This window comes from Acidipila rosea, assembly GCF_004339725.1.
GTDB classification, from domain to species: domain Bacteria; phylum Acidobacteriota; class Terriglobia; order Terriglobales; family Acidobacteriaceae; genus Acidipila; species Acidipila rosea.
This window is the reverse complement of the sequence record NZ_SMGK01000001.1, coordinates 1-26,240: the sequence shown is the minus strand read 5'-3', so window position 1 is coordinate 26,240 and position 26,240 is coordinate 1. Positions and strand designations below refer to the sequence as shown.

The window sequence follows — 26,240 nt, the reverse complement described above, 5'->3', positions numbered from 1 at the left end:
TCATTGCCCTCCCTGAACCACGCGCCGCAGGACATCTTTCGTCAAAGCCTTTCGTACAGCTGCGGTTCCTTCAGCGCTGCGCCCCAGTTCATTGAGCACGGCCTGGGCTTCCTGGAGGGAGCGGGCACTGGGGCTCGCTTTAACGCGGTCAATGACCTTCTGGATCAATTCATCCGGCTTGCCCTTCGCATCAATGTGTTCTCGCACCCATGCCGGCAACCAGAAGTTGGGATCGACCTGGTAATGACGCACCCGCGCCGCCTGCGTCCTGGTGAAAGCAGTCATCGCGGCGGGAGGAGTCTTGGCAGAGTGGCCGGCAGCCAGCTCAGCTTTGAGCGGGAGTAGTTGCTCTCCGGCAGCCGCGAAGGGGACGCTTCGATGGATCGAACCCGCGCCCTTTATCCCGATTTCATCACCCTTCGGGGGGGCCGTGAGATGTGCGAAATTGCTCCAGGGCATAGATCCTCCTAATCCTGACGGCGGAGGTCGGGAGCGTTCTCCAGGGGAGCGAAACCAGGGAAAGAGAACGGCAGCAGACATTGCGAAACAGCTAGTCAATCTCAACGTGAGCGAGTCTTGAAGCCGGATTCGCGAAGGAACCGATCGTGCTGGCTCCCAAATTCGATCCTGACTTTATTCTGAGCTTGAGAAATATGTCAAGAAGAAAATGATGCCAGGATGAAGAAAATGTCATAGAGGAAAAGTGGGGCGAGAAAGGACGGGAAGGCGCGTTCCAGATTCTGATTCAGAAAGTATCAGGACCGCTGACAGGCCAGAGGACATATCTAAAAACAGGCTGGGCCTCTACCGGAGAAGCTAATTAGCCGCCATGGTGATAAATGGCCCAGAGAAAAAAGCCCACGATGCCGAAGGCTCCGGTGATGACCGCAAGCAGGAAACCTCCGATGAGGAGGCTTGCAAGCCGCTGCTGCTCGGGCCTCGGGCGGGTGATGCCGAAGGTGGAGATAAAGGATTCCGTAAGAAAATCAAGCAGCTTCACGCAACAAGGATAGCGCGAATTGACCAGGGACTGGGTGCATCCTTTACTCTAAGAGAAAGGATTCCCTCCATGCTGATTACGCCCCTGGATCTCGAGCGCGAGCCGCTTGAGTTTAATCTGACATTCGAGCCTGGGAGCATCGATTATGGTGGTGAAATCCACCAGATCGGACCGATGTTGACCTCAGGCACAGCTGACCTCATCAAGGAACATCGCGGTCCCCGGGAGATCATTGCCGATATCCGGCTGCGGGGCAACTGCAGCGGGAAATTCGAGGTACCCTGTGCGCGCTGTCTGGACACGGTCGAGCATGAGGTCAACAGCGAATTTGACCTGCTGTTTCGGCCCGTCGGCGTCGATCATGACTCGTCAGAGCACGCAGTCACCACCTCGGAGACGGAAATCGGTTATTATCTTAAGGATGGTCTGGTGCTCGAAGATGTGCTTCGTGAACAGGTGCTGCTAGCCCTGCCGGCGCGCTCTCTCTGTGGCCCTGACTGTAAAGGACTTTGTCCGCACTGCGGAAGCAATCTGAATACAGACGCATGCAACTGCGATGCGGCCCCGGCCGATCCGCGGTGGTCAGCCCTGTCGGATCTGCGCAGCCGGATCAAGACGTAACACGCACGGAACAGGGACGCGTATCGCGACTGCTCCGCTCGAAAGGAAACTGCAATGCCGAATCCGAAGCGGCGCCACTCCAAGGCCCGCACCTCCAAGCGCCGCGCGCATGATGCGCTGACTGCAACCGGTCTGTCCGAATGCCCCAACTGCCATGAGCGTAAGCTGTCGCATCGCGCATGCCCCAAGTGCGGCACCTATAAGGGCCGTGATGTTCTTGAAGTGAAGGAAGCCAGCTAACTCCAGCCGATGCTGACCGATATCGCTCTCGACGCAATGGGTTCCGACAAGGCGCCCGAGCCGGAGATACGAGGCGCGATCCTGGCTTGCAGGCACCTGCCGGTACGCATTCACCTTATCGGGAGGCAGGAAGAGCTGCGTCCGCTCCTCTCTGACGCTCTGCGGGGCGAGCGCCTGCCCATCCACATCGTGCATGCCAGTGAACGCGTAGGCATGGACGAGAAGGTCGCCTCGGCTGTTCGCACCAAGCGCGACAGCTCGATGCGCGTGGGCCTCCGCATGGTTCGCGAGAAGAAAGCCGCCGGCTTCTTCACGGCAGGAAATACCGGTGCCGCCATGGCTATCGCCAAGATGGTGCTCGGCGCATTGCCGGGAGTGGATCGCCCGGCCCTGGCCGCGGTTTTGCCTACCTCCAGCGGCTCGCCTTGTGTCCTGGTCGACGTGGGAGCGAATGTCGACTGCAAGCCTTCTAACCTGGAGCAGTTTGCTCTCATGGGCGATATTTATGCCCGATGCGTGCTCAAAATATCCCGTCCGCGTGTCGGGCTGCTCTCCATCGGCGAAGAAGAAGGCAAAGGGAATGATCTTACCCGCGAAGCATTTTCTCTTCTGCGGGATCTCCCGATCCAGTTCATCGGCAACGTAGAGGGGCGCGACATCTACAATGGCAACGCCCATGTCGTGGTCTGCGACGGCTTCGTGGGTAATGTGGCGCTCAAGACCTCAGAGAGCCTGACCCGGCTGGTTCGCGACATGCTCAAGGAATCGCTGACCAAAACTGTCACGGCACAGGTGGGGGCGCTGCTTTCCCGTAAGGCATTCAATGCCTTCAAGAAGCGAGTTGACCCGTCGGAGTATGGCGGCGCGCCCCTGCTGGGACTGCGCGGTGGCTGCATCATTGGCCATGGTTCGTCCAATGATCGGGCAATTTTTAATGGAATCAGAGTGACCGCCGAGTTTGCACAAACCGGCGTGAGCGCGCAGATCGAGCGCGAGTTTGCTGCACGGCCCGTTGCCGCCTCGCCCGAGGGCACGGAAGTGCCGCTCCCGTAGCGATTCCGGATCAAACCCAATCTTAAGTGGTCAAGCTGGTAGCGTGCGGCGCCTCAGGAACGCAGCGCGGAGCGCATCTGCGCCAGCTTCATAGCAGTTTCAGGCTCGCTCTGCATACGAAGCATGGCCTGCCGCAGAAATGCCCAGAGACATCCCATCACAAACCCCAGGAAGGTGAGGCCAGCCAGGATCAGAAGGCGATGTGGCCCTGACTTCTTATCTGGAGGAACGGCCCGGTCAACGACCTGCAGAATGGGAGCAGATTTTGCTTCATCAATTCTCGCAGCCTCATACTGTCGCGACAGAAGATCGTAGAGCGTCTCGTGGTACTTCAGGTCACGCACCTTGCTGGCAAATTCGAGCCCAGCCTGTGGAACCCTGCCGGCAGGTAGCGCGATATCGCCCGGAGCGAGCTTGGCCTGGCTGCTCTCAAGCTGGGCCAACTCCCGCTGACGGGTAGCTATCTCCTGCTGGATGCGGACAGCGTCAGGATTCTGGTCGGTAGCAAACGTGCGTGTCGCCTGCAACTCTACTTCAAGACTTGAAATCTGTGCCCGTGCCTGCGCGATGCTGCTGATGATCGCCTGGGCCTGCCCATTGAGCTGAATCAGTCCGGTTTTCTCTTCTGTCTGCTTAAGTGCGTCCTCTGCTTTGAGCAGCGCGGACTTCTCCTCCGCAAGCTGCTCATCGAAGAAGACCCGGCGCTGGGCCGCCTCGGTGATGGCTAAAGTCGAGTTCATGCGGTAGAGCGCATCGAGATAGCCGTTCGTGAGATCACTGGCTCGTTGCGGATCATGGTCTTCAACTGAAATGTGGATGAGACCGTCTTTTCCCGCTTCGAAAGTGGTGTTCTTTTTGAGATCATCCCTGGTGGCGGCCATGGTTTTTTCTTTATAGAGCGCCTTCAGGTGAAATTTTGCAATGAGTTCATCAGCGATGGTCCGGCTCTCAAGAATGCCGACGTACATGTCCGCAGGATTTTTGAGTAACCCTCCACCGCCACCTCCCCCCAGACTGGCCAGCGCGCCGAGCTGACCTGCCAGAGCAGAGGAGATGGAATGCTCCTGCTGAGGGGGCAGGATGAGAGCGCTGCCTTTATAAGTGGGTCGCAGGACGAGCGATAGTATGACGCCAAGAATTAACCCGATGCAGGAAAGCAGCGCAATTCTACGCCAGCCTTGCGCCAGCACCACCAGAATATCCAGGACGTCAATCGAATCGTCCGGCTCGACTTCGATTCTTTGCCCTGCCCCGGCTGCCAGCTGGTGATTCTGTCCCTGATCCACTTGAGGTTCGACCGTGCCGGTGTTAGTCATGCTGTTCAAATATGTTAACGCAAGCGCGCGCGGGAATGTCCGGGATTAGCTGCACTCCCCGGAACCGCTAGTATGCGCCGCGGCGACAGATTACCGAGCGAGGAGTGCGGAGCAGGATACTGACATCTCTCAACAGGCTCCAGTTGCGAACATAGTGTTCGTCCAGGCGTACACGCGTCGCGTAGGAGACGTCACAACGTCCGGACACCTGCCAGAGGCCCGTGACGCCAGGAACAGCGGCCGTATAGTAGGCAAAGCGGCCCGCATACCGGGAGCATTCAGCATGGACGATAGGCCGTGGACCAACCAGCGTCATCTCGCCCCGCAGGACATTAAAGATCTGGGGCAGCTCATCCAGGCTGGTCTTGCGAAGGAACCTGCCGATGGTCGTGATACGGGGATCATTTCTGAGCTTGTGCGTCTGTTGCCATTCGCGCCGGGCTTCCGGGCTGGCCTTGAGGCACTCGCCAAGGACCTGCTCCGCATCGCGCTTCATCGTCCTGAACTTGATAATTTCGAAAACCTTACCGTGCTGCCCAATGCGCCGCTGGCGGTAAAAGACCGGAGCCCCGGAAGTCAGGGCGATTGCAGTGGCCAGAGATGCCAACAGGGGAAGGATAATGGGAGCAGTCAGAAGGGTGAGGGTAAGGTCAAAAATCCGCTTGCCGATCCGGTAGCTACTATTCTGGGTCGGCAGACCAAGAATCGTGGTGCGAGCAGGGAAAAACGTGACCCGGCCATCGCGCAGATCAAGCTCGATGGGATCTCCCAAAGCATCAGGCTCTTCTTCGAAACCAGTGCTGGCAGCCTCCGCTTCGAGCGCAATGCTGTTAGATTCCCAGCCAAACTCCTGGGAGTTCTCCTCTTGGAGAGATACAGCTTGCGGATTAGCCCAGGAAGCGTCCCCCTCTTGAGAGTCAGGGTGACTGCGAGTGGTCCAGATTGATAAAGCCAAACGAATGACTCCTGATTTCTAACTGAGACTGAGTGATCGGGGGGAAAGTGGGCTTACTCCAGCACGAAATCAGATTTTACGAATCTTGTACTTTCCCAAGGTGAATGCCGCGTGACTCATCTGTTTCTCTCTGACGTTGGATGCTGTTTTTACTAAAGTAATTCCTAGTAAACCTGTCATTAACCAGTATGTTTATCACTGCACCAAGTCTTTGGGCAACGGTTTTCGAGAATTATTCACCTTCCGTTATCCTTTCAGGACTACACAGGAGTAATGGTAACTCTCTAACAATCTTTATAGTGCAAATTAAGAGCCTCTGCGGGCATCCAAATATTAAGAAAAGTTAATAATAGCAGCGGCGAATGCGGATTTCCCTATTGCTGCGAGGAGAAACTCTTACGCTACGGGAAGTTCTGCCTCGCTCCAGAATTTGCCGTCAGCATCCTTCGATGAAAGCACCGGGGTGGCGCTTCCAGGCCAAAGAATGTTCACTTCGGGGTCATCCCAACGCAAGGTCCGCTCTGCCCTTGAGTCATAAGGCTTAGTTACCTTGTAGAGTACATCGGCGGTCTTCGACAGTACCTTAAATCCATGAGCGAAGTCCTCGGGAATCCATAAGATATGCCGATTCTCCGACGAAAGTTCAAAGCCAGCCCATTGCCCCCGGGTGGGCGAACCGGGCCTGAGGTCAACGACCGCATCGTAGATCGTCCCGCTGAGTACGCGGACCAGCTTGCCCTGGGGCGCGCCGAGCTGGTAGTGCATTCCGCGGAGTACACCTTCAGTCGAATGGGACTGATTGTCCTGGATAAAGTGGCTGGGCAGCCCTGCTTCGGCAAACACCCTTTCGTTATAAAACTCCGCGAACCAGCCGCGGCTATCGGTGAAGAGTCGCGGCTCGAGGAGCAGAACGCCGGGCAACGATGTTTCAGTGACTTTCAAACAATTCTCCTGGGTTCGATTACGGGATCAGGAAGGTCGAGAACGCTACGCCAGTGGCGAGCTGAGAGAAGATCTGCGAGTAATCGATGAAGGTCCGCAGCGCGGTCGGTTTGAAGGTCTTCTCCGGCACGACGATCGTATCGCCGGGGTGCATCCGAGTCGCCTCGAAAGTATTGCCCCAGACGCCGCTGGTTGCCTCGCGACTGATGACCGATCCATCTGCGCGGATGATGAAGGTGTGCTTCCGGTCCGCGTCTCGATTCGGGCCACCGGCCTGGTGGAGAAAATCGCCTATACGTCCGCCCTTGCCAAAGAAGAAGGAGTTCTGGTCGTAGACCGCTCCCACTACGTTAACGGTTGCGGGCGTGGACGGAACAACGAACTTGTCGCCATCCTCTAACGGGAGGTTGGGCAAAGCAGCGATGCCCTTCGCATTGGGGTCTATCTGGAGAACGACACGCCCGGTGGCGCGAATCTGCTGCAGCCTGCTGATAAGCTCACGCTCATTCGCCATGGCAGCGGCATTGACACCGGTCAGGTCCTGGGAGGAGCCGGTCGCGGCAGCCGCGGTGGCAATGCCGCCTCGTTCGATCTGCAGCTCCAGGCCCTGAACGTACTCGTCGATACGAGCCTGCTGCAGGACGCGGGTTGACTGGCGGGTGAACTCGGAACCGAAGAGATAGGCATTGGGAGTCAGCCCACCGGCGCGCGCCACCAGCTCACGTAGGGTCTCACCGGGCTTGACACTGTAGATACCGGCAGCCTTGAACTCGCCTTCCAGCCTGACGAACTTCGTCTGCTCTGCGGTAGGAACGCGGATATCTGCCTGGGACAGAATACTGACTACATCTCCGGGTTCAAGCTCGAGGTTCTGGCTCTGATCATGAGCCATGACCAGCTTGCCGAGGTTAAAGGGAATGAGAGAGGTCTTGAGCGTCTGAGGATCGAGGCGTTCAATGACGGCATAATCCCAGTCAATTTCCGGAGCGGGAATACGGACATCGGTTCGGGTAGATGCTCCTGCGGTGTTCTGCGTGATCACTTCAGACTGCGAGGCTCCGAGGGCAGAACTCGCGGCCGAGTTCTGCTGCGCCTGCTGGCCCGAACTCCCATAGGGAGAATTGGTCTGCACAGAGGGCTGGATGGGCGCTTTACCATCCTGCTGCTGCTGGACGCCATAGTAGACACCCTGGGGATAGGACTGATCCTGCGGCATCTGCGCGCCCTGGAGCGGTTGCTGCTGATAGCTGTAGGCATCGTAGGGTGCAGGAACAGGCGCCATCGGCCGCTGCTGCTGTTGCTGCTGCTGCCCACTGGCGTTCGGCTGGCTTGAGCCGCCGCTCTCTGCACCCGCAGAGTAGCGATTGGCGTAGCTCATCTGCGTCTCGTTGCGCCACTCCTGCTGCCGGTGGAGCGTATCCATATTCACAGGATGACTGGGCTGATACTCCAGCGGACCGGTTACGAACGGTTCGAACTCCGGTGTGGGAAGTCCGAGACGGGAACGGCGCCACCAGTAATTTCGGGTCAGCAGCGACTCGCGATCGGGGATCAGCTCACTCAGACGCATTCCCTTGTGCCAAGCAAAGTTACCCGGGTTGGCGGTGTTTCCCCGCAATGTGACCGTCTTCTGAAAGGCCGGGACAACGGAGAGCACGCGAAGAATGTCGCCATCCTTCAGGGTCGTGGCAAGACCTGTACTGTCAAAGCCTACTTCCATCGCCTGGCGTCCGCTGTTGCCCTGCAGCCGCTCGATGGAGATGCGGGAGCTGGCGGCCACGTTCGACGCGCCTCCTGCGTAGGAGAGCAGCTGCGCGACGGTAGTGTCCTCACGAAGCTCGAAGATGGCCGGGTGGCGCACGCTGCCAGCAAGGGCTACCTGAGGGCCGACTGGTTGAATGTAGATGACATCGCCGGAGAGCAGCGACACATCCTTCGACTTGTCTCCATTGACCAGGAAATCATAGAAATCAAAATCCGTGACCGTCTGCCCGTTGCGCTTGAGCAGGATATGCCGGAGCGATCCCGAAACGGATGGTCCTCCCGTGGCGAAGAGCGCATTGACCAGGGTGCTGAGGGAGCTGACGGTATAGCTGCCGGGACGGCGAGCCTGGCCCACCATAAATATCTGGATGGAGCGCAGCTGGCCGACATTGACCGTCAGATTGAAATTGCGAAAGATGCGGCTGATATCAGCACGCAGATGAGGAGCGACCTCAGAGAACTGAAGTCCGGCAACGTGTACAGCGCCCACTTGCGGTAGATAGATCTCTCCTGAGCGGTCAACGCGCACGTCGGCATTGAAGTTGACCTGCCCCCAGACCCGCACGCGCAGTTCGTCTCCCGGCCCGATCACATAGTTGGCGGTCACCGGAACCTGCTCAACTGGCGAAAAAGTTGAAGGGGTGTTCTGAAAGAGGCTGGCGCCGTAGATGGGCAGAACTTCGCCAGTGCTGCCGGCAACAAAGCGCTGAAACTCGGTCAGCGGCTCTGGCGGCCCGGCAAAGAACCCCCGCTGATAGCGCGACATCTGGCCCTGGTTCAGCAATCCGCCATTGTCGATGTAGGTGCGGTTGTTGATGGAAGAGGCAGTTGGCTGTGCCAGTCCCGTCTGGCTGGTCTGGCCGTAGCTCTGCGCGCCCGTAGCCTGGGAGCCATAGCCCTGCTGCTGCCCGCCCTGCATCGTGCTCGTCTGTCCGGGCTGAGCACAGCCCTCTGAGAGAGAGTTCATGGGGTCAGAACAGTCGACCTGAGAGGAGCTGCCGGTACTGTACGGATCAGCCGTGTTCTGAGAATGCGCCGCCGGTACGGCCGCGAGGAGGCAGACAGCGGTGAGGAACGCAAGTTGCTTACGCATAGCTAAAGACGGCGACAGCGTAAACGCGGTCAGCCGCGATGGGTGGCTCCTTCGATAATCGGCGGCGAACAGCAGTGAGCGCCTGAACTTGAGTGTAGAACCTTTATTGCCGTTACTCGACTACATGAACCACAAAGTGCATTGACCTGTGCCCCGTACCGCAGAAACGGGAGCACTGTCCCTTGAAATCGCCGATCGTATCAGGGGTGACTGTTATCTTGACCAATCGACCCTTGGGCATATCTGCGTGGATTCCCAACTCTTTCACTGAAAGCCCATGCGCCACATCTTCGGATATCAGATCCAGCGTGACCGTTTCGCCCTTCTTGAGGGTGATTTCCGAAGGGATGAAGGCGTACTTCTTCGCATGGATGGTAATAACACGCGGATGCTCCGCATGAGACTCTGCCGGCAGAAAAAGAAAACACGGCAGGAGAAGCAGGAGCAGAACGCGGCAGGGGAAGTTCATAAAAGTTCGGGCCACTCTCCGCATTTTAGCTGAAAGCCGCTGTCGTCTGCCCTACTTGCCGGTGACTCCGATCACTCTGATTTCAGGATATTGCTGATTCCAGTCGTCAGCGACGTGATCGAAGATGAGCCGGAACTCACGGTGGTCCCCCGGCTTGAGCGGAGCAGCACTCACCGACTGGGTGTCCACATAGGGCTCATGGGTGCGGATGAGCATGAGCGGCATCGTTTCCTTCTGCGATATTTCGTTGAGGGCATTCCGAAAGGCGATTTGAACCGTCACCCCTTCTACAGTCTTGCTGCCATGGTTCGCGATCTGCCCGTCAATATAGGTGACCTTGCCTCCGGCAAGATTGCTTGACTCGCTCATCGCAATGTTGCTGATCGGAAGGCTGACGGCGTAGGCGTCCGGCGGCGCCAGTCCGGCTCCCCCGGGATTGGCTGCCTGCTGCTTGTGACGACCGGTAACAACCAGAACTGCCACGATAATCACGACGGCTGCCCCGGCAATGATCCAGGGGATCCATGAGCGCGGCTCTTTCGCCACAGACTGGTTCCCGCTCAGGAAGCCGGAGGGTTCGTGATTTCCATTCTGCGCCATTCACGAAATTTTATAACGCGGAGGTTAGCTTTTCGGTTACCAATGGTGAAGAATCTTTTGTCGTAATTCGCATCCTTGTCGGGAAATTCGCGTCAAATCGGGTGAAAGATTTTCAGGAAACCACTAGAGCTTTCCAGGCGTATTCCATATTGACCAACGTTTTTGCAGGGTTTCAAGCGAGGTTCCATGACACACGAATACGATCTCAGCCCCGGCCCCGGCCTGCTGCAGCAGCGCCGCAAGGTGAACGCCAACCGCGTTTATCAGGCTGCGACACTGGCGGCAGCGATTCTCATGCTGCTTACAGCAGCCGCTTAACCTACGCGAACCGCGCCCGCCCGGCGGTCCTGCGGTAGTCTTCGCCCTGCATCTCTACCGTTACGCACATCTCGGCGAGCCGGGACCGCATACGCTCCCCGATCCTGTCGCCGAGAGTCTCCTCGCGTTTGGCGGCGCCTGCGCCAGGCCGCTCATCGGCGTAATTCGTCGTAATGATGGTTGTGCGCTTGTCGTTGTAGCGCGTGTTCAGGATGTGGGCGACGGTGTCCCAGACCCAATCCGTCGGCTTGGCTGCGCCCAGTTCGTCAATCACAAGCACCTCTGCCTCAAAGACTGGCGCGAGCACTTCGAGTTCGGTCGCGGCCACCTGCGGATTGTAGGAGTTCTGCACCTGCTTGAGCAGTTCGCGATAGTCGCAGAAGAGGCCGTGGACGCCCTTTTCCATGATCAACGCCTTGAGAATCCCGGTCGCAAGATGAGTTTTACCAATGCCGATCGAGCCGGTAAAGAGCAGGCCGGATTCTTTGGTGAGCGCCGGATAGCCGTCTAGAAATTTGTCAGCCGCCTTCCACGCCAGAAAGAGCGACTGGTCGCGCCCTTGATAACTGTAGTTTTCAAGGGTGCAGTGCTCGTAGCGCTTAGGAATGCGGGCGCGTTCAATCAGCCGGTTGACACGCAACTGATGGCGGCAGTCGCAGACCTCGGCTTTTCGAGTGCCATCCGGAAGCACGAGCACCTGCATGCCCATGCCATCACATTTAGGGCAGGTTTGTTCCATGGCGATGAGGTTAGTATCGCAGGTGCAGCAATGTGAATGCGATCTAGACCCGATATTCACGAACAGAACTTTTAGGCTGTCTGCACAGCAATCATGCCAAATTATGTGGTAGTGGGAATTCAGCGAAGTTGCTTTGCATGCGGTTCAGAGCTGAGATTCCTGGTCGGGCGCAAACGTCGAGTTTCCACGAGCAGAGTTGAGACAATTCAGGTTTAGCCCTGAGCATAGACGAAACTAGAAGATTCAGAATGAAATCGCTTGTGATTATTCGCAGTCAAAACGGCTTGTACAGGTTACGGTTAGCGATCTATTTGTACACTCCACTACCCACTTTTGCAGCGACTGCCGTAACTTCATGATGCCACTCGTGACTCGCCCAAAGCCGATACTCTTTCCTTGATATGTAGAAAATATGATTCGTATGTATAGAAAGATGCAGCCGCTAGTAGAGGGCTGAGTGTGAAAGCTATGGAAATTAGAGCAAGATACTGCAGGCCATGACTACTATGAGGAAGATAGCGATTTACGATCCGAATATATACCGGGCGGAACAACATGTGATACACGTATAAGCCATAGCTGATCTTCCCAAACCAGCGAAGGATGCGATTACTAAATAGGCGCTGTAGTGGCCCGGGATGCAAACAATAGTAGATCAGGCATACTGCGAGACAGCTTAGCGCCGTGAGACCGATGGATATCATTGGAGCAGTTCGGTCTTCAGTGCCAGCCCAGAAAATAACGCCTGATAAAGCAAGGATGGAAGCTCCGGCGATATAGGGTGCAACGTTTGAGATCATCCTAGTCAGCGCATCTCCTTGTCGCAATGCGAGCGCTAAGAACCCTCCGGCGCACAGTTCTCCAATCCGCAACGGAGAGAAGCTGAAATAGACAATCATGGGGCAATGAAGGGCGACACACGCAATCCTCGCCATAAAGGACAACATAAAAACAATCGCACAAAGCTGCAGCGCTCTTGAACGCCGCCATGCTAGGAAGAGTGGAATTGGCCAGATTAAATAGAATTGCTCTTCAACTGCCAGACTCCACAAGTGGACAGTGGAGAGGTAAGAGGGAAACTCACTCAGACGATGATAGAGAGACGGGAGATTCTGTAAATACAGTGCATAGATCCACAGCGTCTGCCCGGCAGCTTTCATGCGTCCAACGCCCACATCGGCAGCTAGAATTAGTGCCAACGTAAGGTAGTAGAGTGGGAAGATTCTAAATGAGCGTTTTAGATAGAACTTTCGCCACCAATTGGCCTTGCTAAATGAGTCATGAAGAATGCCCGTAATCAGGAAACCTGAAAGAGCAAAAAACAAGGGCACGCCCATCCACCCTAACCCCATGATCCAAGTTATAAGATTTAGCCAGGCGTGGTTAAAATGATGACCAGTCTTATAATGAAAAAAAACGACGCCAATAGCAGCAAAACCACGCATTCCATCTAAGGCTGGGATGTGCCGCCTCAGATTTGGCAGGATTGGTGCCGAGGCCTGCGTGGAGACTCCGTCCACAGATATAACGCTACCTCTCTCGGCGGCTGCCACCCTTTACTCCTTTGGCTAAATCATCTCTACTGTTGAATTTGGTTACAGCTAGTATGACATTTCTCTGTCGATGATCAATCATTTCTCGATGAAGAACGAACTAGGACCAAGCTGCCTTCCCGTTCTAGCAGCTACGAAAAAGGCCCGGCTTTCGCCGGGCCTTTCTGTAGCTGCCGGAGTGTTACTCCGCGGCCATTTCTTCGGCTTCGCCTTCCTGGCGCATGAGCTCCAGTTCGCGCTCGGCTTCCTCGTAGGCCTGGGTGACTTCCTGCTGGACCTTGGCTGCCGCCTCTTCGAGCTCTGGTGAGAGCTGAATGTTGCGGTAGTACTCCATACCGGTTCCAGCCGGGATCAGACGGCCGACGATGACGTTCTCCTTGAGGCCGCGCAGGTTGTCGATGGCACCGTTGATGGACGCCTCCGTCAGCACTCGCGTGGTCTCCTGGAAGCTGGCGGCCGAGATGAAGCTATCGGTCGAGAGCGACGCCTTGGTGATGCCGAGCAGCAGCGGACGGCCGATTGCCGGACGGCCCCCTTCAGAGATCGCGCGGTCATTCTCGATCTTGAAGCGGAACTTGTCGATCTGCTGTTCGAGCAGGAAGTTGGTGTCGCCCACGTCCTCGATCTTCACCCAGCGGAGCATCTGCCGGACGATAGTCTCGATGTGCTTGTCAGAGATAGTCACGCCCTGGAGACGGTAGACTTCCTGGATTTCGTTCACCAGGTAAGCCTGCAGTTCCTTCTCACCGAGCACGGCGAGAATGTCGTGCGGGTTGAGCGGACCATCCATCAGCGGCTCGCCGGCGCGCAGGCGTTCTCCCTCCTGCACGTTTACGTGAATGCCGCGCGGCACCGAGTATTCCTTCTCCTCGCCGTTGTCCGCGGTGACGTAGATCTTGCGCTGACCCTTGGAGACTTCGCCGAACTTCACGACACCGTCGATCTCAGAGATGATGGCGGTTTCGCGGGGCTTGCGGGCCTCGAAGAGTTCCACGACGCGGGGCAGACCGCCGGTGATGTCCTTGGTGCGCGTGGTTTCGCGCGGGATCTTGGCAAGGATATCGCCGGGGAAGACCTCGTCGCCGTCCTGAATCATCAGGTGAGCGCGGGAAGGCATGAGATAGCGCTTGTTACCCTTGGCTCCCTTAACGAGCAGTGCCGGCTGGCGCTTTTCGTCGGCTGCATCGGCAACGACCAGACGGGAGAGGCCGGTAACTTCATCGACTTCCTCGTTGAGCGTAATGCCTTCCTGCAGATCCTTGAACTGCACCGTGCCGCCAATTTCAGTCAGGATGGCGAAGGTGTAGGGGTCCCACTCGGCCAGTGCCTGTCCGAGCTCAACCTGTGCGCCCTCTTCAACCTTGAGCTTGGCGCCGTAGACAATCTGGTAGCGCTCCTTCTCACGACCACGATCATCCACCACGGCAACCGAGCCGGAACGATTCATCGCGACCATGTCTCCCTGCTTCGACCGCACAGTGACAAGGTTGATGAAGCGGACCGTACCGGGGTTCTTGGCATCGAGACGCGACTGCTCTGAAACGCGCGATGCCGTGCCGCCGATGTGGAAGGTACGCATGGTAAGCTGCGTGCCCGGCTCGCCGATGGACTGCGCGGCGATGACGCCGACAGCCTCACCGAGCTCGACCAGACGGCCGGAGGCAAGGTTGCGGCCATAGCAGCGGATGCAGACGCCGCGCTTGGACTCGCAGGTGAGCACGGAGCGGATCTTGACTCGCTCGATGCCCGCAGCCTGAATCGCGGAGGCCAGATCTTCGGTGATCTCCTGGTTGACTTCGACGATGACGCTGCCTTCGTAGTCCTTGATCTTTTCGAGAGAGACGCGGCCAATGATACGGTCGCGCAACGGCTCGATGATTTCGCCGGACTCGACGATCGGCATGACATAGATACCCTCAACCGTACCGCAGTCGAACTCGCTGACAATGACGTCCTGGGCCACGTCGACGAGTCGGCGGGTCAGATAGCCTGAGTCAGCGGTCTTGAGAGCGGTATCGGCAAGACCCTTACGCGCGCCGTGGGTCGAGATGAAGTACTCGAGCACGGTGAGACCTTCGCGGAAGTTCGCCTTGATCGGGGTTTCGATGATTTCGCCCGACGGCTTGGCCATCAGACCGCGCATACCGGAGAGCTGACGGATCTGCTGTTTCGATCCGCGGGCGCCGGAGTCGGCCATGATGTAAACCGGGTTCATGGAGCCGGCCTTGTCGGCCTTCTTCATGTTGTCGAACATCTCATCGGCGACCTTTTCCGTAACTGCGGACCAGATCTGGATGACCTTGTTGTTGCGCTCGCCGTTGGTGATGGCGCCATCGAGATATTGCTGCTGCACTGCCACGGCCTGCTTTTCAGCCTCGCGCACCGTCGGCCCCTTGGACTCAGGAATGACCATGTCATCGAGACCAACGGAGAGACCGCTGCGGGTGGCGTACTGGAAGCCGAGGTCCTTGATGCGGTCGAGCGTCTTGACCGTAACTTCAAGGCCGAGATTCAGGTAGCAGTAGTTGACGAGCTGCCCGATTCCCTTCTTCTTGAGCAGGCCATTGACATACGGCATGCCCTCGGGAAGGGAGTCGTTGAGGATCGCGCGGCCAACCGTGGTCGAGATGTACTGCTTGTCGTACTGCACAGGCTCGGTGTGCGTCAGGTCCTGATCGTCATAAGCGGTCGTCATGTCGAGCACGGGGCCGGTATAACGCAGGCGGATCGGAGTCAGGGTTTCAACTTCCTTGGCTTCGAGCGCCATCAGAACTTCTTCGATATTCGCGAAGACGCGTCCCTCGCCCTTGGCACCCTTGTGTGCTTTGGTCAGGTAGTAGAGACCGAGCACCAGATCCTGCGTAGGAACGGTGATTGGCTGACCGGATGCAGGCGACAGAATATTGTGCGATGCCAGCATGAGAACGCTGGCCTCGACCTGCGCCTCAGGAGACAGCGGGATGTGAACCGCCATCTGATCGCCGTCGAAGTCGGCGTTAAAAGCGGTGCAGACGAGCGGGTGGATCTTGATGGCCTTACCTTCCACCAGCACCGGCTCAAAGGCCTGAATGCCGAGACGGTGAAGGGTTGGGGCGCGGTTCAGCAGGACCGGGTGATCCTTGATGACTTCCTCAAGAATGTCCCAGACGATCGGATCCTGCAGCTCAACCATCTCCTTGGCCTGCTTGATGGTGGTGCAGTGGCCGGTCTGCTCAAGGCGGTGATAGATGAAGGGCTTGAAGAGCTCGAGCGCCATCTTCTTCGGCAGACCGCACTGGTGCAGCTTGAGCTCTGGACCAACCACAATGACCGAACGGCCTGAGTAGTCGACGCGCTTACCGAGCAGGTTCTGACGGAAGCGGCCCTGCTTGCCCTTGAGCGTATCGGAGAGCGACTTGAGCGGACGGTTGTTCGCACCGCGCAGCACCCGGCCGCGGCGGCCGTTGTCGAAGAGCGCATCGACGGCTTCCTGCAGCATGCGCTTTTCGTTCCGCACGATCACCTCAGGCGCATGGAGGTCCATGAGCTTCTTGAGACGGTTGTTGCGGTTGATGACACGGCGATACAGATCGTTGAGGTCAGAGGTCGCGAAACGTCCGCCATCGAGCGGCACCAGCGGGCGCAGCTCAGGAGGAATGACCGGAATGACATCGAGGATCATCCACTGCGGCTTGTTGCCTGACTTGCGAAAGGCCTCGACCACCTTGAGGCGCTTGGAATACTTGAGGCGCTTCTGGAGCGAGGTTTCGACCTTCATGCGCTCGCGCAGCTCAACCGAAAGCTCATCGATAGCAACGCGCTTGAGCAGCTCCTTGATGGCTTCTGCACCCATCATCCCCTTGAAGCCGGTGGGACGGAACTGCTGATCGAGCTCGCGGAACTTGGCTTCATCCTTGATGATTTCGCGCTCGCGAGTCGGGGAGTCGCCTGGATCGACGACGACATAGCTCTCGAAGTAGAGAACGCTCTCAAGATCGCGCAGGGAGATATCGAGCAGGTGGCCGATGCGCGAGGGCAGGCCCTTGAAGAACCAGACATGCGAGCAGGGCGAGGCCAGCTCGATGTGGCCGAGGCGCTCACGGCGGACCTTCGACAGGGTGACTTCAACGCCGCACTTGTCGCAGATGACTCCGCGATGCTTCATGCGCTTGTATTTGCCGCAGAGACACTCCCAGTCAGTGACGGGGCCAAAGATGCGGGCGCAGAAAAGCCCGTCCCGCTCCGGCTTGAAGGTGCGGTAGTTGATGGTTTCGGGCTTGGTGACTTCGCCGTGCGACCAGCTGCGGATTTTTTCCGGTGAAGCGAGCTGGATGCGAATCGCGTCGAAATCAGTGATCGGACTGGTTAGTTCAAACGGGCTGGAACGGTACAAGGTGACCCTCCTGTGCAGCTAGCTGTTTGGCGCAATGGCCTTCTGAGCTCTTAGCTGCCGTTGCTTCATTTCTGTTCATGCAGCGGAAGAAAACTGCGCTGCTAAATCTTTTCAATCTTCCCCACCGCCGCTCTCAGAGAAAGCGGCGGTGGAGGATCGATCGCTAATCGGCCGCGGCCAGTTCCGGCACGGGCTGCTTCTTCGGATCAGGCATCGTCTGCTTGATGAGTTCCACATCCAGGCAGAGCGACTGCAGCTCGCGGATCAACACGTTGAACGACTCGGGAACGCCCGGCTCGATCGCCGCCTCGCCCTTGACGATGGCCTCGTAAATCTTCGTACGGCCATAGACGTCATCAGACTTGGCAGTGAGGAGCTCCTGCAGAATGTAGGCAGCGCCATAAGCTTCGAGCGCCCACACTTCCATTTCGCCGAATCGCTGTCCACCGAACTGCGCCTTGCCGCCCAGCGGCTGCTGCGTGATAAGCGAGTACGGTCCGATGGAGCGCGCGTGGATCTTGTCGTCGACCAGGTGCGACAGCTTAAGCATGTAGATCATTCCGACCGTAGCCGGCTGCTCGAAGCGATCACCCGTCATGCCGTCGAAGAGATGCGTCTTGCCCGAGGTCGGCAACCCAGCCGCTGCAAGCAGCGCCTTGATCTCCTCCTCGCGCGCACCGTCGAAGACCGCCGTGCCGAACCAGATGCCGCGCTGCATTCCAGCGCCGACACGCAGGATCTGCTCGTCGTCGAGTTCCATCAGCTGACGAAGAGCCGCAGTGCCCTTGAAGCGCTCCTCCATCATCTTGCGCACTTCGTTCGCATCCTGGCTGCGCTGCACCAGCTCGGCTACCTGCTTGCCCAGCTCATGCGCCGCCCATCCCAGGTGCGTTTCGAGGATCTGTCCGACGTTCATACGCGAAGGCACACCCAGCGGATTGAGCACAATCTCCACCGGCGTACCGTCGGGCAGATACGGCATATCTTCCTCAGGAAGAATGCGCGAGATGACACCCTTGTTGCCGTGACGGCCGGCCATCTTGTCACCGACGGAAAGCTTGCGCTTCATGGCGATGTAAATCTTGACGAGCTTGATGACGCCCGGCGAGAGTTCGTCGCCCTTCTGCTGCTTCGCGATCTTTTCGTTGGTGATCTTGCGCAGCACATCGATCTGACGCGAGGTCATTTCCTCGATCTCGTCGATCTGCTCGTTCACCCGCGGATCCTTGTCGTTGTAGCGGATGCGCTTGAGGTTCTTGGTCGAGATGCGCTCGATGGCATCGCGATCCAGGATGGCGCCCTTGACCAGCAGACGCTTGTTGGTGCGCTCGTCGTGCAGATCGGCCTGAACCTCTTTGCCGCCGAGGATAGCTTCGAGGCGCTTGAGCCGCTCGTCGGTGAGAATACGAATCTCATCGGCCAGGTTCCGCTCCAGCTTCGCTACCTGATCGGCTTCAATCAGCTTCGCGCGCTCGTCCTTCTCCTGCCCCTTGCGGGAGAAGATGCGGACGTCGACAACAGTTCCTTCGATTCCCGGAGGGCAGGTCAGCGATGCATCGCGAACGTCGCCGGCCTTTTCACCGAAGATGGCGCGGAGCAGCTTCTCTTCCGGAGTGAGCTGCGTCTCGCCCTTCGGCGTGACCTTACCCACGAGGATGTCATTGTGCTTTACCTTGGCGCCGATGCGGATTACGCCGCTCTCGTCAAGGTCGCGCAGCGCATGCTCGCTGACGTTGGGAATATCGCGGGTGATCTCTTCCGGTCCAAGCTTGGTGTCGCGCGCTTCGATCTCGAACTCCTCGATGTGAATCGAGGTGTAGTAATCTTCGCGCACAACTTTCTCGGAGATCAGGATCGCGTCTTCAAAGTTGTAGCCGCGCCAGGGAATGAAGGCGACGAGCACATTGCGTCCCAGTCCCAGCTCGCCCTGCTCCGTGCAGGGACCATCGGCGATCACCTGCCCCTTCACCACCCGGTCACCGTGACGAACAATCGGCTTCTGGTTGATGCAGGTGTTCTGGTTGGAACGCTTGAACTTGGTGAGCTGATAAATATCCGAGCCGACTTCGCGCGACAGCTGCGTGGGGTGATGCTCGCCTTCGACACGCACGATGATGCGCTCAGAGTCGACCGAATCGACGAAGCCGTTACGGCGTGCAAGGATCACGGCGCCGGAATCGCGCGCGGTGACACCTTCCATACCGGTTCCGACCAGCGGCGCTTCAGCAACAAGCAGCGGCACAGACTGGCGCTGCATGTTCGCGCCCATCAGTGCGCGGTTTGCGTCGTCATGCTCAAGGAACGGCACCAGCGAAGCGGCCACGGAGACCAACTGCTTCGGACTGACGTCGACGTAGTCTACATCGCCACGGTTGACGAGGACGAAATTACCCTGACGACGGGCGTTCACCAGCTCTTCTGTGATCCGGCCCTCTGCGTCCAGGTCGATGTTCGCCTGCGCAATAGTGTGACGGTCTTCCTCCCACGCGGAGAGATAGAACGAGAACGGCTCAAACTCGATGGCCCGCTTCTTATCCTTCTTGAGCTGGTCGTTGAGCTTGAATGCCTCGGACTTCTCAAGGTGATCGCCGACACGCAGACCGCTTTCGCCTGCATTGGTGACCTGCACGTAGTCGAGTACGCGGCTGTCGCGAACACGGCGATAAGGCGACTCGATGAAGCCATACTCATTGATGCGGGCAAAGCACGACAGCGAGCTGATCAGGCCGATGTTCGGACCTTCCGGCGTCTCAATCGGGCAGATACGGCCATAGTGGGTCGGATGGACGTCGCGAACCTCAAAGCCGGCACGCTCACGCGAAAGACCGCCCGGCCCAAGGGCCGAGAGACGGCGCTTGTGGGTGATCTCCGACAGCGGGTTGGTCTGATCCATGAACTGCGACAGCTGCGAGGAGCCGAAGAACTCACGGATGGCGGCCATCACCGGCTTAGCGTTGATGAGATCGTGCGGCATCGCCGTCGACATCTCCTGGTAGACGCTCATCTTTTCCTTGATGGCGCGCTCCATGCGGACGAGGCCGATGCGGAACTGGTTCTCCATCAACTCACCAACCGCGCGGACGCGGCGGTTGCCAAGGTGATCGATGTCGTCCACGAGACCGATGTTCTTACGCAGCTTCAGCAGGTAACGGATGGTCCCGTAGAAGTCCTCCGGAGTCAGCGTGCGACGGTCGAGCTGGGTCGCATCCTGATCTTCGTAGAGCTTAATGTTGAACTTCAACCGGCCCACACGCGAGAAGTCATACTTGCGCGGATCGAAGAACATTCCCTCAAAAAGCGCGGTGGCGGTATCGAGGGTCGGCGGATCGCCCGGACGCAGCTTGCGGTAGATCTCGATCAGAGCCTCTTCCGGCTTGCGAACGGAGTCGCGGCGCAGAGTGTTGGTGATGATGTTGCCAACGTCATCGCGCTCAGGGAAGAAGACTTCGAAAGATGTCACGCCGCTCTCAAGAATCTTGTGCAGCTTGTCTGCCGTCAGCTCCTGATTCGCTTCGAGGAAGATCTCGCCCGTCGTCGTATCGATCACATCAGCAGCAGTAACCGCGTTGTCCAGCTCGGAGGCTTCAATCTCTACTTCGGAGACCTTCGCAGCGCGGAGCGCCTTGAGGATGGACGGAGTGACCTTGCGGCCCGAGTGAGCGATCTCATCGCCATTCGCATGGACGGCGTGCGCCGGCTTGGCGCCGAGCAGATGGGTCGGCTTCTCCGTATTCTCGTCGATCGTCCAATAAAGCTTGCCGTCCTTCGCTGCAATCTTGTCGATCGTGTAGAAGGTCTTGAGAATATCCTCATCCGACTTCAGACCGAGAGCGCGCAGGAAGATGGTTCCCAGGAACTTGCGCTTGCGATCGATACGGACATAGAGCGTGTTCTTCTGGTCATACTCAAACTCAACCCAGGAACCGCGGTAAGGAATGATCTTGCCGAGGAAGTAGGTGCGATTGTTCGCCGTCTCGAAAAAGACGCCGGGCGAGCGATGCAACTGGGAAACGATGACGCGCTCAGTGCCGTTAACAATAAAGGTGCCATTCTGCGACATGAGCGGAATATCGCCGAAGAAGACTTCCTGCTCCTTGATATCGCGAATCGACTTGGCGCCCGTCTCCGGATCCTTGTCATAGATCGTCAGCCGAACCGTGACCTTGAGAGGAGCCGAGTAGGTCATGCCGCGCTCTTCGCACTCTGCCTGGTCATACTTCAACTGCAGACCGACCGGGTCGCCGCACTTGTTGCAGAAGTCAGGCGTGTTGTTGTTATAGGTGCCGCACTTGTGGCAGAGCACGTCGCCCGGCTGGAACGGATCGGTAATGACCATCGCGCCGCAATGAACGCAGGTAGTGCGGAGGTGATGCAGCCCCTTCAGGTGGCCGCACTTGCACTCCCAGTTGCCGATCGAGTAGTCAACAAAGTCGAGCTGCGAAATATTACGAAAATCGGTGATCGGGAAAACGGAGGTAAAGACGGACTGAAGCCCGTTATCTTCGCGCTCGGAAGGCAGTTTATCCATCTGCAGAAACCGCTCATAGGAACGGCGCTGCACCTCGATCAGGTTCGGGATCTGGATGGCGGTTGGGATCTTGGAAAAATCGAGACGGCTACGGATGGCGCGGTGCTCGTTCGGCATGCTTAACTCCTCAGGACTCGGAAACCCGGGGCTGGTGCTGAAACCGCTCTGCTCGAGTAGCGCAGAAGGTTCTGTTTTCTTGCGCGCCTGTCAGCCCGGAAAGACCCCGTTCCCCCGGACATAGCGCACTACTCACTTACAGCCGGGCCGCACACGCAGAATGGCGCCGACAGCCCGAAATGCAGCTAATGAAAGGCAGCACAGGAGCGGCCCTGCGCATTTCCTTCTTGCATATTCAAGCAACCTCGCGATACAACAAGCACGTCAGAGGCGAGGTGGAGGTAAAAGGACGGGGAGACCGGGAGAAGTTGCGCAGAGGACGCGGACACAAACGCGGAAAGCCCGTCGAGACAGGATGTCCCGCGAGCGTCACAACCGGATTGCGCACTTGTTCTGAACAGTATGTCTGATTCTCGCGTAAACGCCGCCCTACAGCCGTACTTTAGCGATACCTGCAATCCGCCGCCGCCTTGCAGATACCCCTGGCATCCCATGCCAGACTTGAAATAATCGCCTGCCCGCCACTCTAGGTCGCCGTAGAGGACGGAACAGAATTACCGCGAAAGACAGCCTCGCGGAACGCACTCTTAGGATAGCGCGTTCCGCTTTGGCATGCAACTTGCCCTGAACGGGGCTCCGATTTACTTGACTTCGACTGTTGCGACGCCGTCGAACTTCTTGCGGATCGCCTCAGCATCTTCCTTGCTGATGTTCTCCTTCAACGGCTTCGGCGCGCCGTCGACCAGGTCCTTGGCTTCCTTCAGACCCAGCGCGGTGACTTCGCGTACGGCCTTGATGGTATTGATCTTGTTCGCGCCCGCATCCTTGAGGATCACGGTGAACTCGGTCTTCTCTTCAACTGCAGGAGCTGCCGCACCCGCACCCGCGCCTGCCACCATCACCGGGGCTGCCGCAGCCGCTGACACACCAAGACGCTCTTCGAGCTTCTTCACAAGGGCTGCTGCATCCAACAGGCTCAGCCCGACAATCTGCTCTTCCAACTGCTGTAAATCCGCCATAACTCTCTCCGCTTTGAAACAAAATTATTTTCGGTGCTACTGCCCAGGACACCTGCCCTGGATGCCCCATCTCCGCCCCGAAGTTTCCGATGTGCCCAGACCGGCACCCTCCGCAACCAAGGATGAGGCGAAACCTGATTAGCTCGCGGCTGCTTCGCCGGCGAACTTGTTCTGCTCGACCGCCTGGTTGATAACTACGGCCAGATCGCGACCCGTTGCGTTGATAACCGTTGCCAGCCGCTGCGCCGGAGCATTGATGAGGAAGAGCAGCTTCGAGAACATCTCTTCCTTGCCCGGCATGGTCGCCAGCTGCTTGATCTCTTCAATGGAAATTACGCGTCCATCGACGATACCCAGCTTGAAGCTGAACTCTGCATTCTCGGCCACCCAGGTCGAGAGCGCCTTGGCCAGAGCCACCGGATCGCCGCTCGTATAGGCTACCGACGAAACGCCCTTCAACCCCTGAAGCGCTGCTTCAATCTGGGAACCCTGCGCCGCACGTCCAGCCAGCTTGTTCTTCAATACGCGATACTTGCCGCCCGCACCGCGAACCGCCTTACGCAGCTCAAAATCCTGCGCTACCGTCAACTTGGCGAATGTACCGATAATGGCGCTGGTAGACCCTTCGAGCTCTTTCGCGAGCCCGGCTACCTTCTCCACCTTTTTTGCCCTAGTCAATGCCATATGTAGCCTCTAGCTTTTAGCTACTAGCCGTTAGCTAAAATCCTGAATTCTTTTTCTCCACGCAGGGAGCATTCGTCAATCGCAAAGCTCGCTAGCGGCTAGCAGCGAGTAGCTGAGATCCGCCTACGCCTTGGCTGCCGCCTCGGCAACCGAGTTGTCGAGCGGGATACCAGGGCCCATGGTCGAGCTGAGAGTGATCCCCTTGATGTACTTACCCTTCGCAGCCGAAGGCTTCGCACGCACGACACTGGTAATCACCGTCATCGCGTTTTCAATAAGCTTCTCAGGAGTAAAGGAGAGCTTGCCCACCGGGACATGCACCAGGGCCGTCTTGTCCGTGCGGAACTCGATCTTGCCAGCCTTGATTTCCTTCACAGCTGCGGCAACATCGGTCGTCACCGTTCCGGTCTTTGGGTTCGGCATCAGGCCGCGGGGACCAAGCACCTTGCCGAGACGTCCTACCGACTTCATCATGTCGGGGGTCGCGATCAAGGCATCGAAATCGGTCCAGCCTTCCTTCTGAATACGCTCCACCATCTCCTCGCCGCCAATAAAGTCGGCGCCGGCAGCTTCGGCATCGCGCAGACGCTCGCCGGAGGCGATTACAGCTACGCGCTTCGTCTTGCCCAGGCCATGCGGCAGAACGACCGTGCCGCGGACCATCTGGTCCGCATGACGCGGATCCACGCCCAGGCGGAGGGTAAGATCAACGGTCTCGTCAAATTTTGCGAATTTAACTTTTTGCAGAAGCGGAACTGCTTCCTGGATTGCGTAGGGGCGGTCTTCTACGGCCGCGCGCGCCTTCGCCACATTCTTGCCTACTTTAGTCGACATATTACCTTCCGTCTCCCACCGCGCGGCGCTGCTGCATGCCGGCCGTGGTCAAGGTGCCTTAACGGCACAGTCTTTAATTATGCTTGAAACTACTCCGCGGCGCAACGCTTAGGCGGTAATTTCAATTCCCATCGAACGCGCTGTTCCCTTGATGCTCTTGATCGCCGACTCTACCGAGGCTGCGTTCAGATCGGGCATCTTCTGGGTAGCAATCTCACGCACCTGAGCTTCGCTTACCGTCCCGACTTTATTCTTATTCGGCGTGCCGGAACCCTTGGCGAGATTGGCTGCCTTCTTGAGCAGGATCGCCGCCGGGGGCGTCTTGGTGATAAAGGTGAAGGTGCGGTCCACGTAAACCGTGATGACGACCGGGATAATCAGGCCGGCCATCTCCTTGTTCTGCGTACGCGCATTGAACTGCTTGCAGAACTCCATAATGTTCACCTGCGCCTGACCGAGCGCGGGGCCGACTGGCGGCGCTGGCGTGGCCTTACCGGCTTCAATCTGGAGCTTGACCTGTGTCTGTACTTTCTTTGTCGGAGGCATTGGTGATTCCCTTTTCTATTCTCAGCTCCGCACGGGCGGACTGACTGACTTAAACTGCTTTTTCTACTTTTCCAAACTCAAGCTCAACCGGAGTGGAGCGACCAAAAATCGTCACCATAACCTTGAGCGTCTCGCGATCTTCGTTGACCTCGTCCACGATTCCATTGAAGTTCGCAAACGGACCCTCTGTAATGCGCACAGACTCGTTCTTCTCGAACTTGACCTTGAGCCGGGGCTTCTCCTTGGAAACATCGCTGCGGAAGAGAATGGAGCTAACCTCCGCCTCACTCAACGCAACCGGCTTATCTCCGGTGCCCAGGAAACCCGTCACGCGCGGCGTGTTCTTGATGACATGCCAGAGGTCATTATCGAGATCCATTTCGACAAGCACATAGCCCGGCAGAAAGACCTTCTCCGTTGTCCGCTTCTTGCCGTTGACGATCTCCGTCACCGGCTCCGTGGGAATCATCACGCGGCCAATCTTGTTCTGAAGACCGAAGGCCTGAACCCGCCCCTCGAGCGACTCGCGAACCTTCCGCTCAAACCCCGAGTAAGCGTGGATGATATACCACTTGAAGTTCTCATTGGCCGGGGGGCCGAGCTGCTCCGGGGTCGCTTCGCCCGTGTTGCCGTCTTGAATCTCGTCTGCCATCCAGATCCTCGTTCTGCCCTTTACTGCGCGCCGCCCAGCCAGTGCAGCAGATGCTGAAGCGCCTGACCAAGTACGGTGTCTACTGCATAAAAGAATCCCGCAAAGGCGAAGACGGTCACGATCACAATCGCGGTCGTGGACTGCACCTCGGCACGCGACGGGGTGACAACTTTCCGCATCTCGCTGCGAACATCCTTCAGGAAATCCGTGGTGCGGGTCAGCAATCCGGCTGCGCGGTTCGGCTCTCCGACTTCATTAGGCAGTGCTGCTGCTTTCGCCATGGCCTTATTTTTCTCGACTACGGGCATAGAGCCCACTCCTGCGGCACTTCTACTAAAGACCGCGCTTCACTTATTGTTGGCAGGGGCGCTCGGATTCGAACCGAGAAGTTCGGTTTTGGAGACCGACAGTTTAACCGTTGAGCTTACGCCCCTGTGATTCGAGAATCTGCCGTCACACTAACGCGGAGACTGCAAACCCTACTTGGTTTCCTTGTGATCCGTATGCTTGCGGCAGCGATTGCAGAACTTCGAGAACTCAAGGCGGCCCGTGGTCGTCTTCTTGTTCTTCGTCGTCGAGTAATTGCGCTCCTTGCAAACGGGGCACTGCAATGTCACGATTTCACGCATCTGTTTATCCTAACCGATTGCGGGCATTGATGCCCGCCGCATCTTTCCGATATTGGCGGAGCAGAAACTGCTTCCCGCCCCGCCAACATCCAAGCCCTGACTACTTAATGATTTCAGTGATGGTGCCGGCGCCTACGGTGCGACCGCCTTCGCGGATTGCAAACCTCAGCCCCTTCTCCATCGCCACCGGGGTGTG

Annotated in this window: 24 protein-coding genes and 1 tRNA gene; 4 read left to right on the top strand and 21 right to left on the bottom strand. The window is 57.8% G+C overall.

The window, feature by feature from the left end; translation table 11 throughout:
• Together C7378_RS00120 and C7378_RS00115 are read right to left on the bottom strand one after the other, a co-directional pair.
• Positions 1-459 carry a hypothetical protein gene (locus C7378_RS00120; RefSeq protein WP_131990517.1) on the bottom strand — a complete coding sequence of 153 codons (459 nt, stop codon included), beginning with the start codon at positions 457-459 and terminating at the stop codon, positions 1-3.
• A 361-nt stretch (positions 460-820) separates the two neighbouring features.
• Positions 821-1,000 carry a hypothetical protein gene (locus tag C7378_RS00115; RefSeq protein WP_131990515.1) on the bottom strand — a complete coding sequence of 60 codons (180 nt, stop codon included), beginning with the start codon at positions 998-1,000 and terminating at the stop codon, positions 821-823.
• Between the two features lie 69 nt (positions 1,001-1,069).
• Between C7378_RS00115 and C7378_RS00110 the strand changes: the two genes are divergently transcribed.
• Genes C7378_RS00110 through plsX form a run of 3 tightly spaced genes read left to right on the top strand, consistent with a single transcriptional unit; the run spans position 1,070 to position 2,914 of the window.
• Entirely contained in the window at positions 1,070-1,621 is a 552-nt protein-coding gene (locus C7378_RS00110; protein ID WP_131990513.1) for a YceD family protein, read from the top strand.
• Between the two features lie 54 nt (positions 1,622-1,675).
• Positions 1,676-1,861, top strand: a complete 186-nt coding sequence (gene rpmF / locus C7378_RS00105) for a 50S ribosomal protein L32 (RefSeq protein WP_131990511.1) — start codon at positions 1,676-1,678, stop codon at positions 1,859-1,861.
• 9 nt (positions 1,862-1,870) lie between these two features.
• The gene (gene plsX, locus C7378_RS00100) at positions 1,871-2,914 is read left to right on the top strand and encodes a phosphate acyltransferase PlsX (RefSeq protein WP_131990509.1); all 1,044 of its coding nucleotides are present in this window, start codon (positions 1,871-1,873) and stop codon (positions 2,912-2,914) included.
• Positions 2,915-2,967: 53 nt separating this feature from the next.
• On the opposite strand, the gene C7378_RS00095 is transcribed toward plsX, so the two are convergent.
• The 6 genes from C7378_RS00095 to C7378_RS00070 form a co-directional block, all read right to left on the bottom strand.
• On the bottom strand, positions 2,968-4,230 hold the full coding sequence (locus C7378_RS00095; RefSeq protein ID WP_131990507.1) for a GumC family protein: 1,263 nt from the start codon (positions 4,228-4,230) through the stop codon (positions 2,968-2,970).
• Between the two features lie 67 nt (positions 4,231-4,297).
• A complete protein-coding gene (locus C7378_RS00090; RefSeq protein WP_165876558.1) occupies positions 4,298-5,185 on the bottom strand; it encodes a sugar transferase in 888 nt (295 codons plus the stop codon).
• A 396-nt stretch (positions 5,186-5,581) separates the two neighbouring features.
• The gene (gene rfbC, locus C7378_RS00085; RefSeq protein ID WP_131990503.1) at positions 5,582-6,127 is read right to left on the bottom strand and encodes a dTDP-4-dehydrorhamnose 3,5-epimerase; all 546 of its coding nucleotides are present in this window, start codon (positions 6,125-6,127) and stop codon (positions 5,582-5,584) included.
• Positions 6,128-6,146: 19 nt separating this feature from the next.
• Positions 6,147-8,984, bottom strand: coding sequence for an SLBB domain-containing protein (locus C7378_RS00080; protein WP_131990501.1), 2,838 nt, complete (start codon positions 8,982-8,984; stop codon positions 6,147-6,149).
• 112 nt (positions 8,985-9,096) lie between these two features.
• On the bottom strand, positions 9,097-9,453 hold the full coding sequence (locus tag C7378_RS00075; RefSeq protein WP_131990499.1) for a cupredoxin domain-containing protein: 357 nt from the start codon (positions 9,451-9,453) through the stop codon (positions 9,097-9,099).
• 51 nt (positions 9,454-9,504) lie between these two features.
• Entirely contained in the window at positions 9,505-10,053 is a 549-nt protein-coding gene (locus tag C7378_RS00070; RefSeq protein ID WP_131990497.1) for a DUF2393 family protein, read from the bottom strand.
• A gap of 186 nt (positions 10,054-10,239) precedes the next feature.
• On the opposite strand from C7378_RS00070, the gene C7378_RS18020 reads away from it, so the two are divergent.
• A complete protein-coding gene (locus tag C7378_RS18020) occupies positions 10,240-10,371 on the top strand; it encodes a hypothetical protein (RefSeq protein WP_279388556.1) in 132 nt (43 codons plus the stop codon).
• A 1-nt stretch (position 10,372) separates the two neighbouring features.
• Here C7378_RS18020 and C7378_RS00065 read toward each other — a convergent pair whose 3' ends face one another.
• The 13 genes from C7378_RS00065 to C7378_RS00005 all read right to left on the bottom strand — a co-directional run.
• Complete coding sequence (locus tag C7378_RS00065) at positions 10,373-11,074, bottom strand: ATP-binding protein (protein WP_243647955.1); 702 nt, start codon at positions 11,072-11,074, stop codon at positions 10,373-10,375.
• 389 nt (positions 11,075-11,463) lie between these two features.
• Positions 11,464-12,663: an acyltransferase family protein gene (locus C7378_RS00060; protein WP_131990493.1), complete on the bottom strand. Its 1,200-nt coding sequence runs from the start codon at positions 12,661-12,663 to the stop codon at positions 11,464-11,466.
• Positions 12,664-12,844: 181 nt separating this feature from the next.
• On the bottom strand, positions 12,845-17,035 hold the full coding sequence (gene rpoC / locus C7378_RS00055) for a DNA-directed RNA polymerase subunit beta' (RefSeq protein ID WP_131990491.1): 4,191 nt from the start codon (positions 17,033-17,035) through the stop codon (positions 12,845-12,847).
• A 163-nt stretch (positions 17,036-17,198) separates the two neighbouring features.
• Positions 17,199-21,680 carry a DNA-directed RNA polymerase subunit beta gene (gene rpoB, locus C7378_RS00050; protein ID WP_131990489.1) on the bottom strand — a complete coding sequence of 1,494 codons (4,482 nt, stop codon included), beginning with the start codon at positions 21,678-21,680 and terminating at the stop codon, positions 17,199-17,201.
• Positions 21,681-22,321: 641 nt separating this feature from the next.
• Positions 22,322-22,699 (bottom strand): 50S ribosomal protein L7/L12, encoded by a 378-nt coding sequence (gene rplL, locus C7378_RS00045; RefSeq protein WP_131990487.1) that lies wholly within the window; start codon positions 22,697-22,699, stop codon positions 22,322-22,324.
• Positions 22,700-22,837: 138 nt separating this feature from the next.
• Positions 22,838-23,383, bottom strand: a complete 546-nt coding sequence (gene rplJ / locus C7378_RS00040) for a 50S ribosomal protein L10 (protein ID WP_131990485.1) — start codon at positions 23,381-23,383, stop codon at positions 22,838-22,840.
• A gap of 123 nt (positions 23,384-23,506) precedes the next feature.
• Positions 23,507-24,217, bottom strand: a complete 711-nt coding sequence (rplA, locus tag C7378_RS00035; protein WP_131990483.1) for a 50S ribosomal protein L1 — start codon at positions 24,215-24,217, stop codon at positions 23,507-23,509.
• 108 nt (positions 24,218-24,325) lie between these two features.
• Positions 24,326-24,763: a 50S ribosomal protein L11 gene (rplK, locus tag C7378_RS00030; protein ID WP_131990481.1), complete on the bottom strand. Its 438-nt coding sequence runs from the start codon at positions 24,761-24,763 to the stop codon at positions 24,326-24,328.
• Positions 24,764-24,812: 49 nt separating this feature from the next.
• On the bottom strand, positions 24,813-25,415 hold the full coding sequence (nusG, locus tag C7378_RS00025; protein WP_131990479.1) for a transcription termination/antitermination protein NusG: 603 nt from the start codon (positions 25,413-25,415) through the stop codon (positions 24,813-24,815).
• A gap of 20 nt (positions 25,416-25,435) precedes the next feature.
• Positions 25,436-25,696: a preprotein translocase subunit SecE gene (gene secE, locus C7378_RS00020; RefSeq protein WP_131990477.1), complete on the bottom strand. Its 261-nt coding sequence runs from the start codon at positions 25,694-25,696 to the stop codon at positions 25,436-25,438.
• A gap of 77 nt (positions 25,697-25,773) precedes the next feature.
• A tRNA-Trp gene (locus C7378_RS00015) sits at positions 25,774-25,849 on the bottom strand.
• Between the two features lie 45 nt (positions 25,850-25,894).
• Positions 25,895-26,044, bottom strand: a complete 150-nt coding sequence (gene rpmG / locus C7378_RS00010; protein WP_050060842.1) for a 50S ribosomal protein L33 — start codon at positions 26,042-26,044, stop codon at positions 25,895-25,897.
• Between the two features lie 100 nt (positions 26,045-26,144).
• On the bottom strand, positions 26,145-26,240 hold a 96-nt coding region (locus C7378_RS00005; protein ID WP_131990475.1), incomplete at its 5' end, for an EF-Tu C-terminal domain-related protein.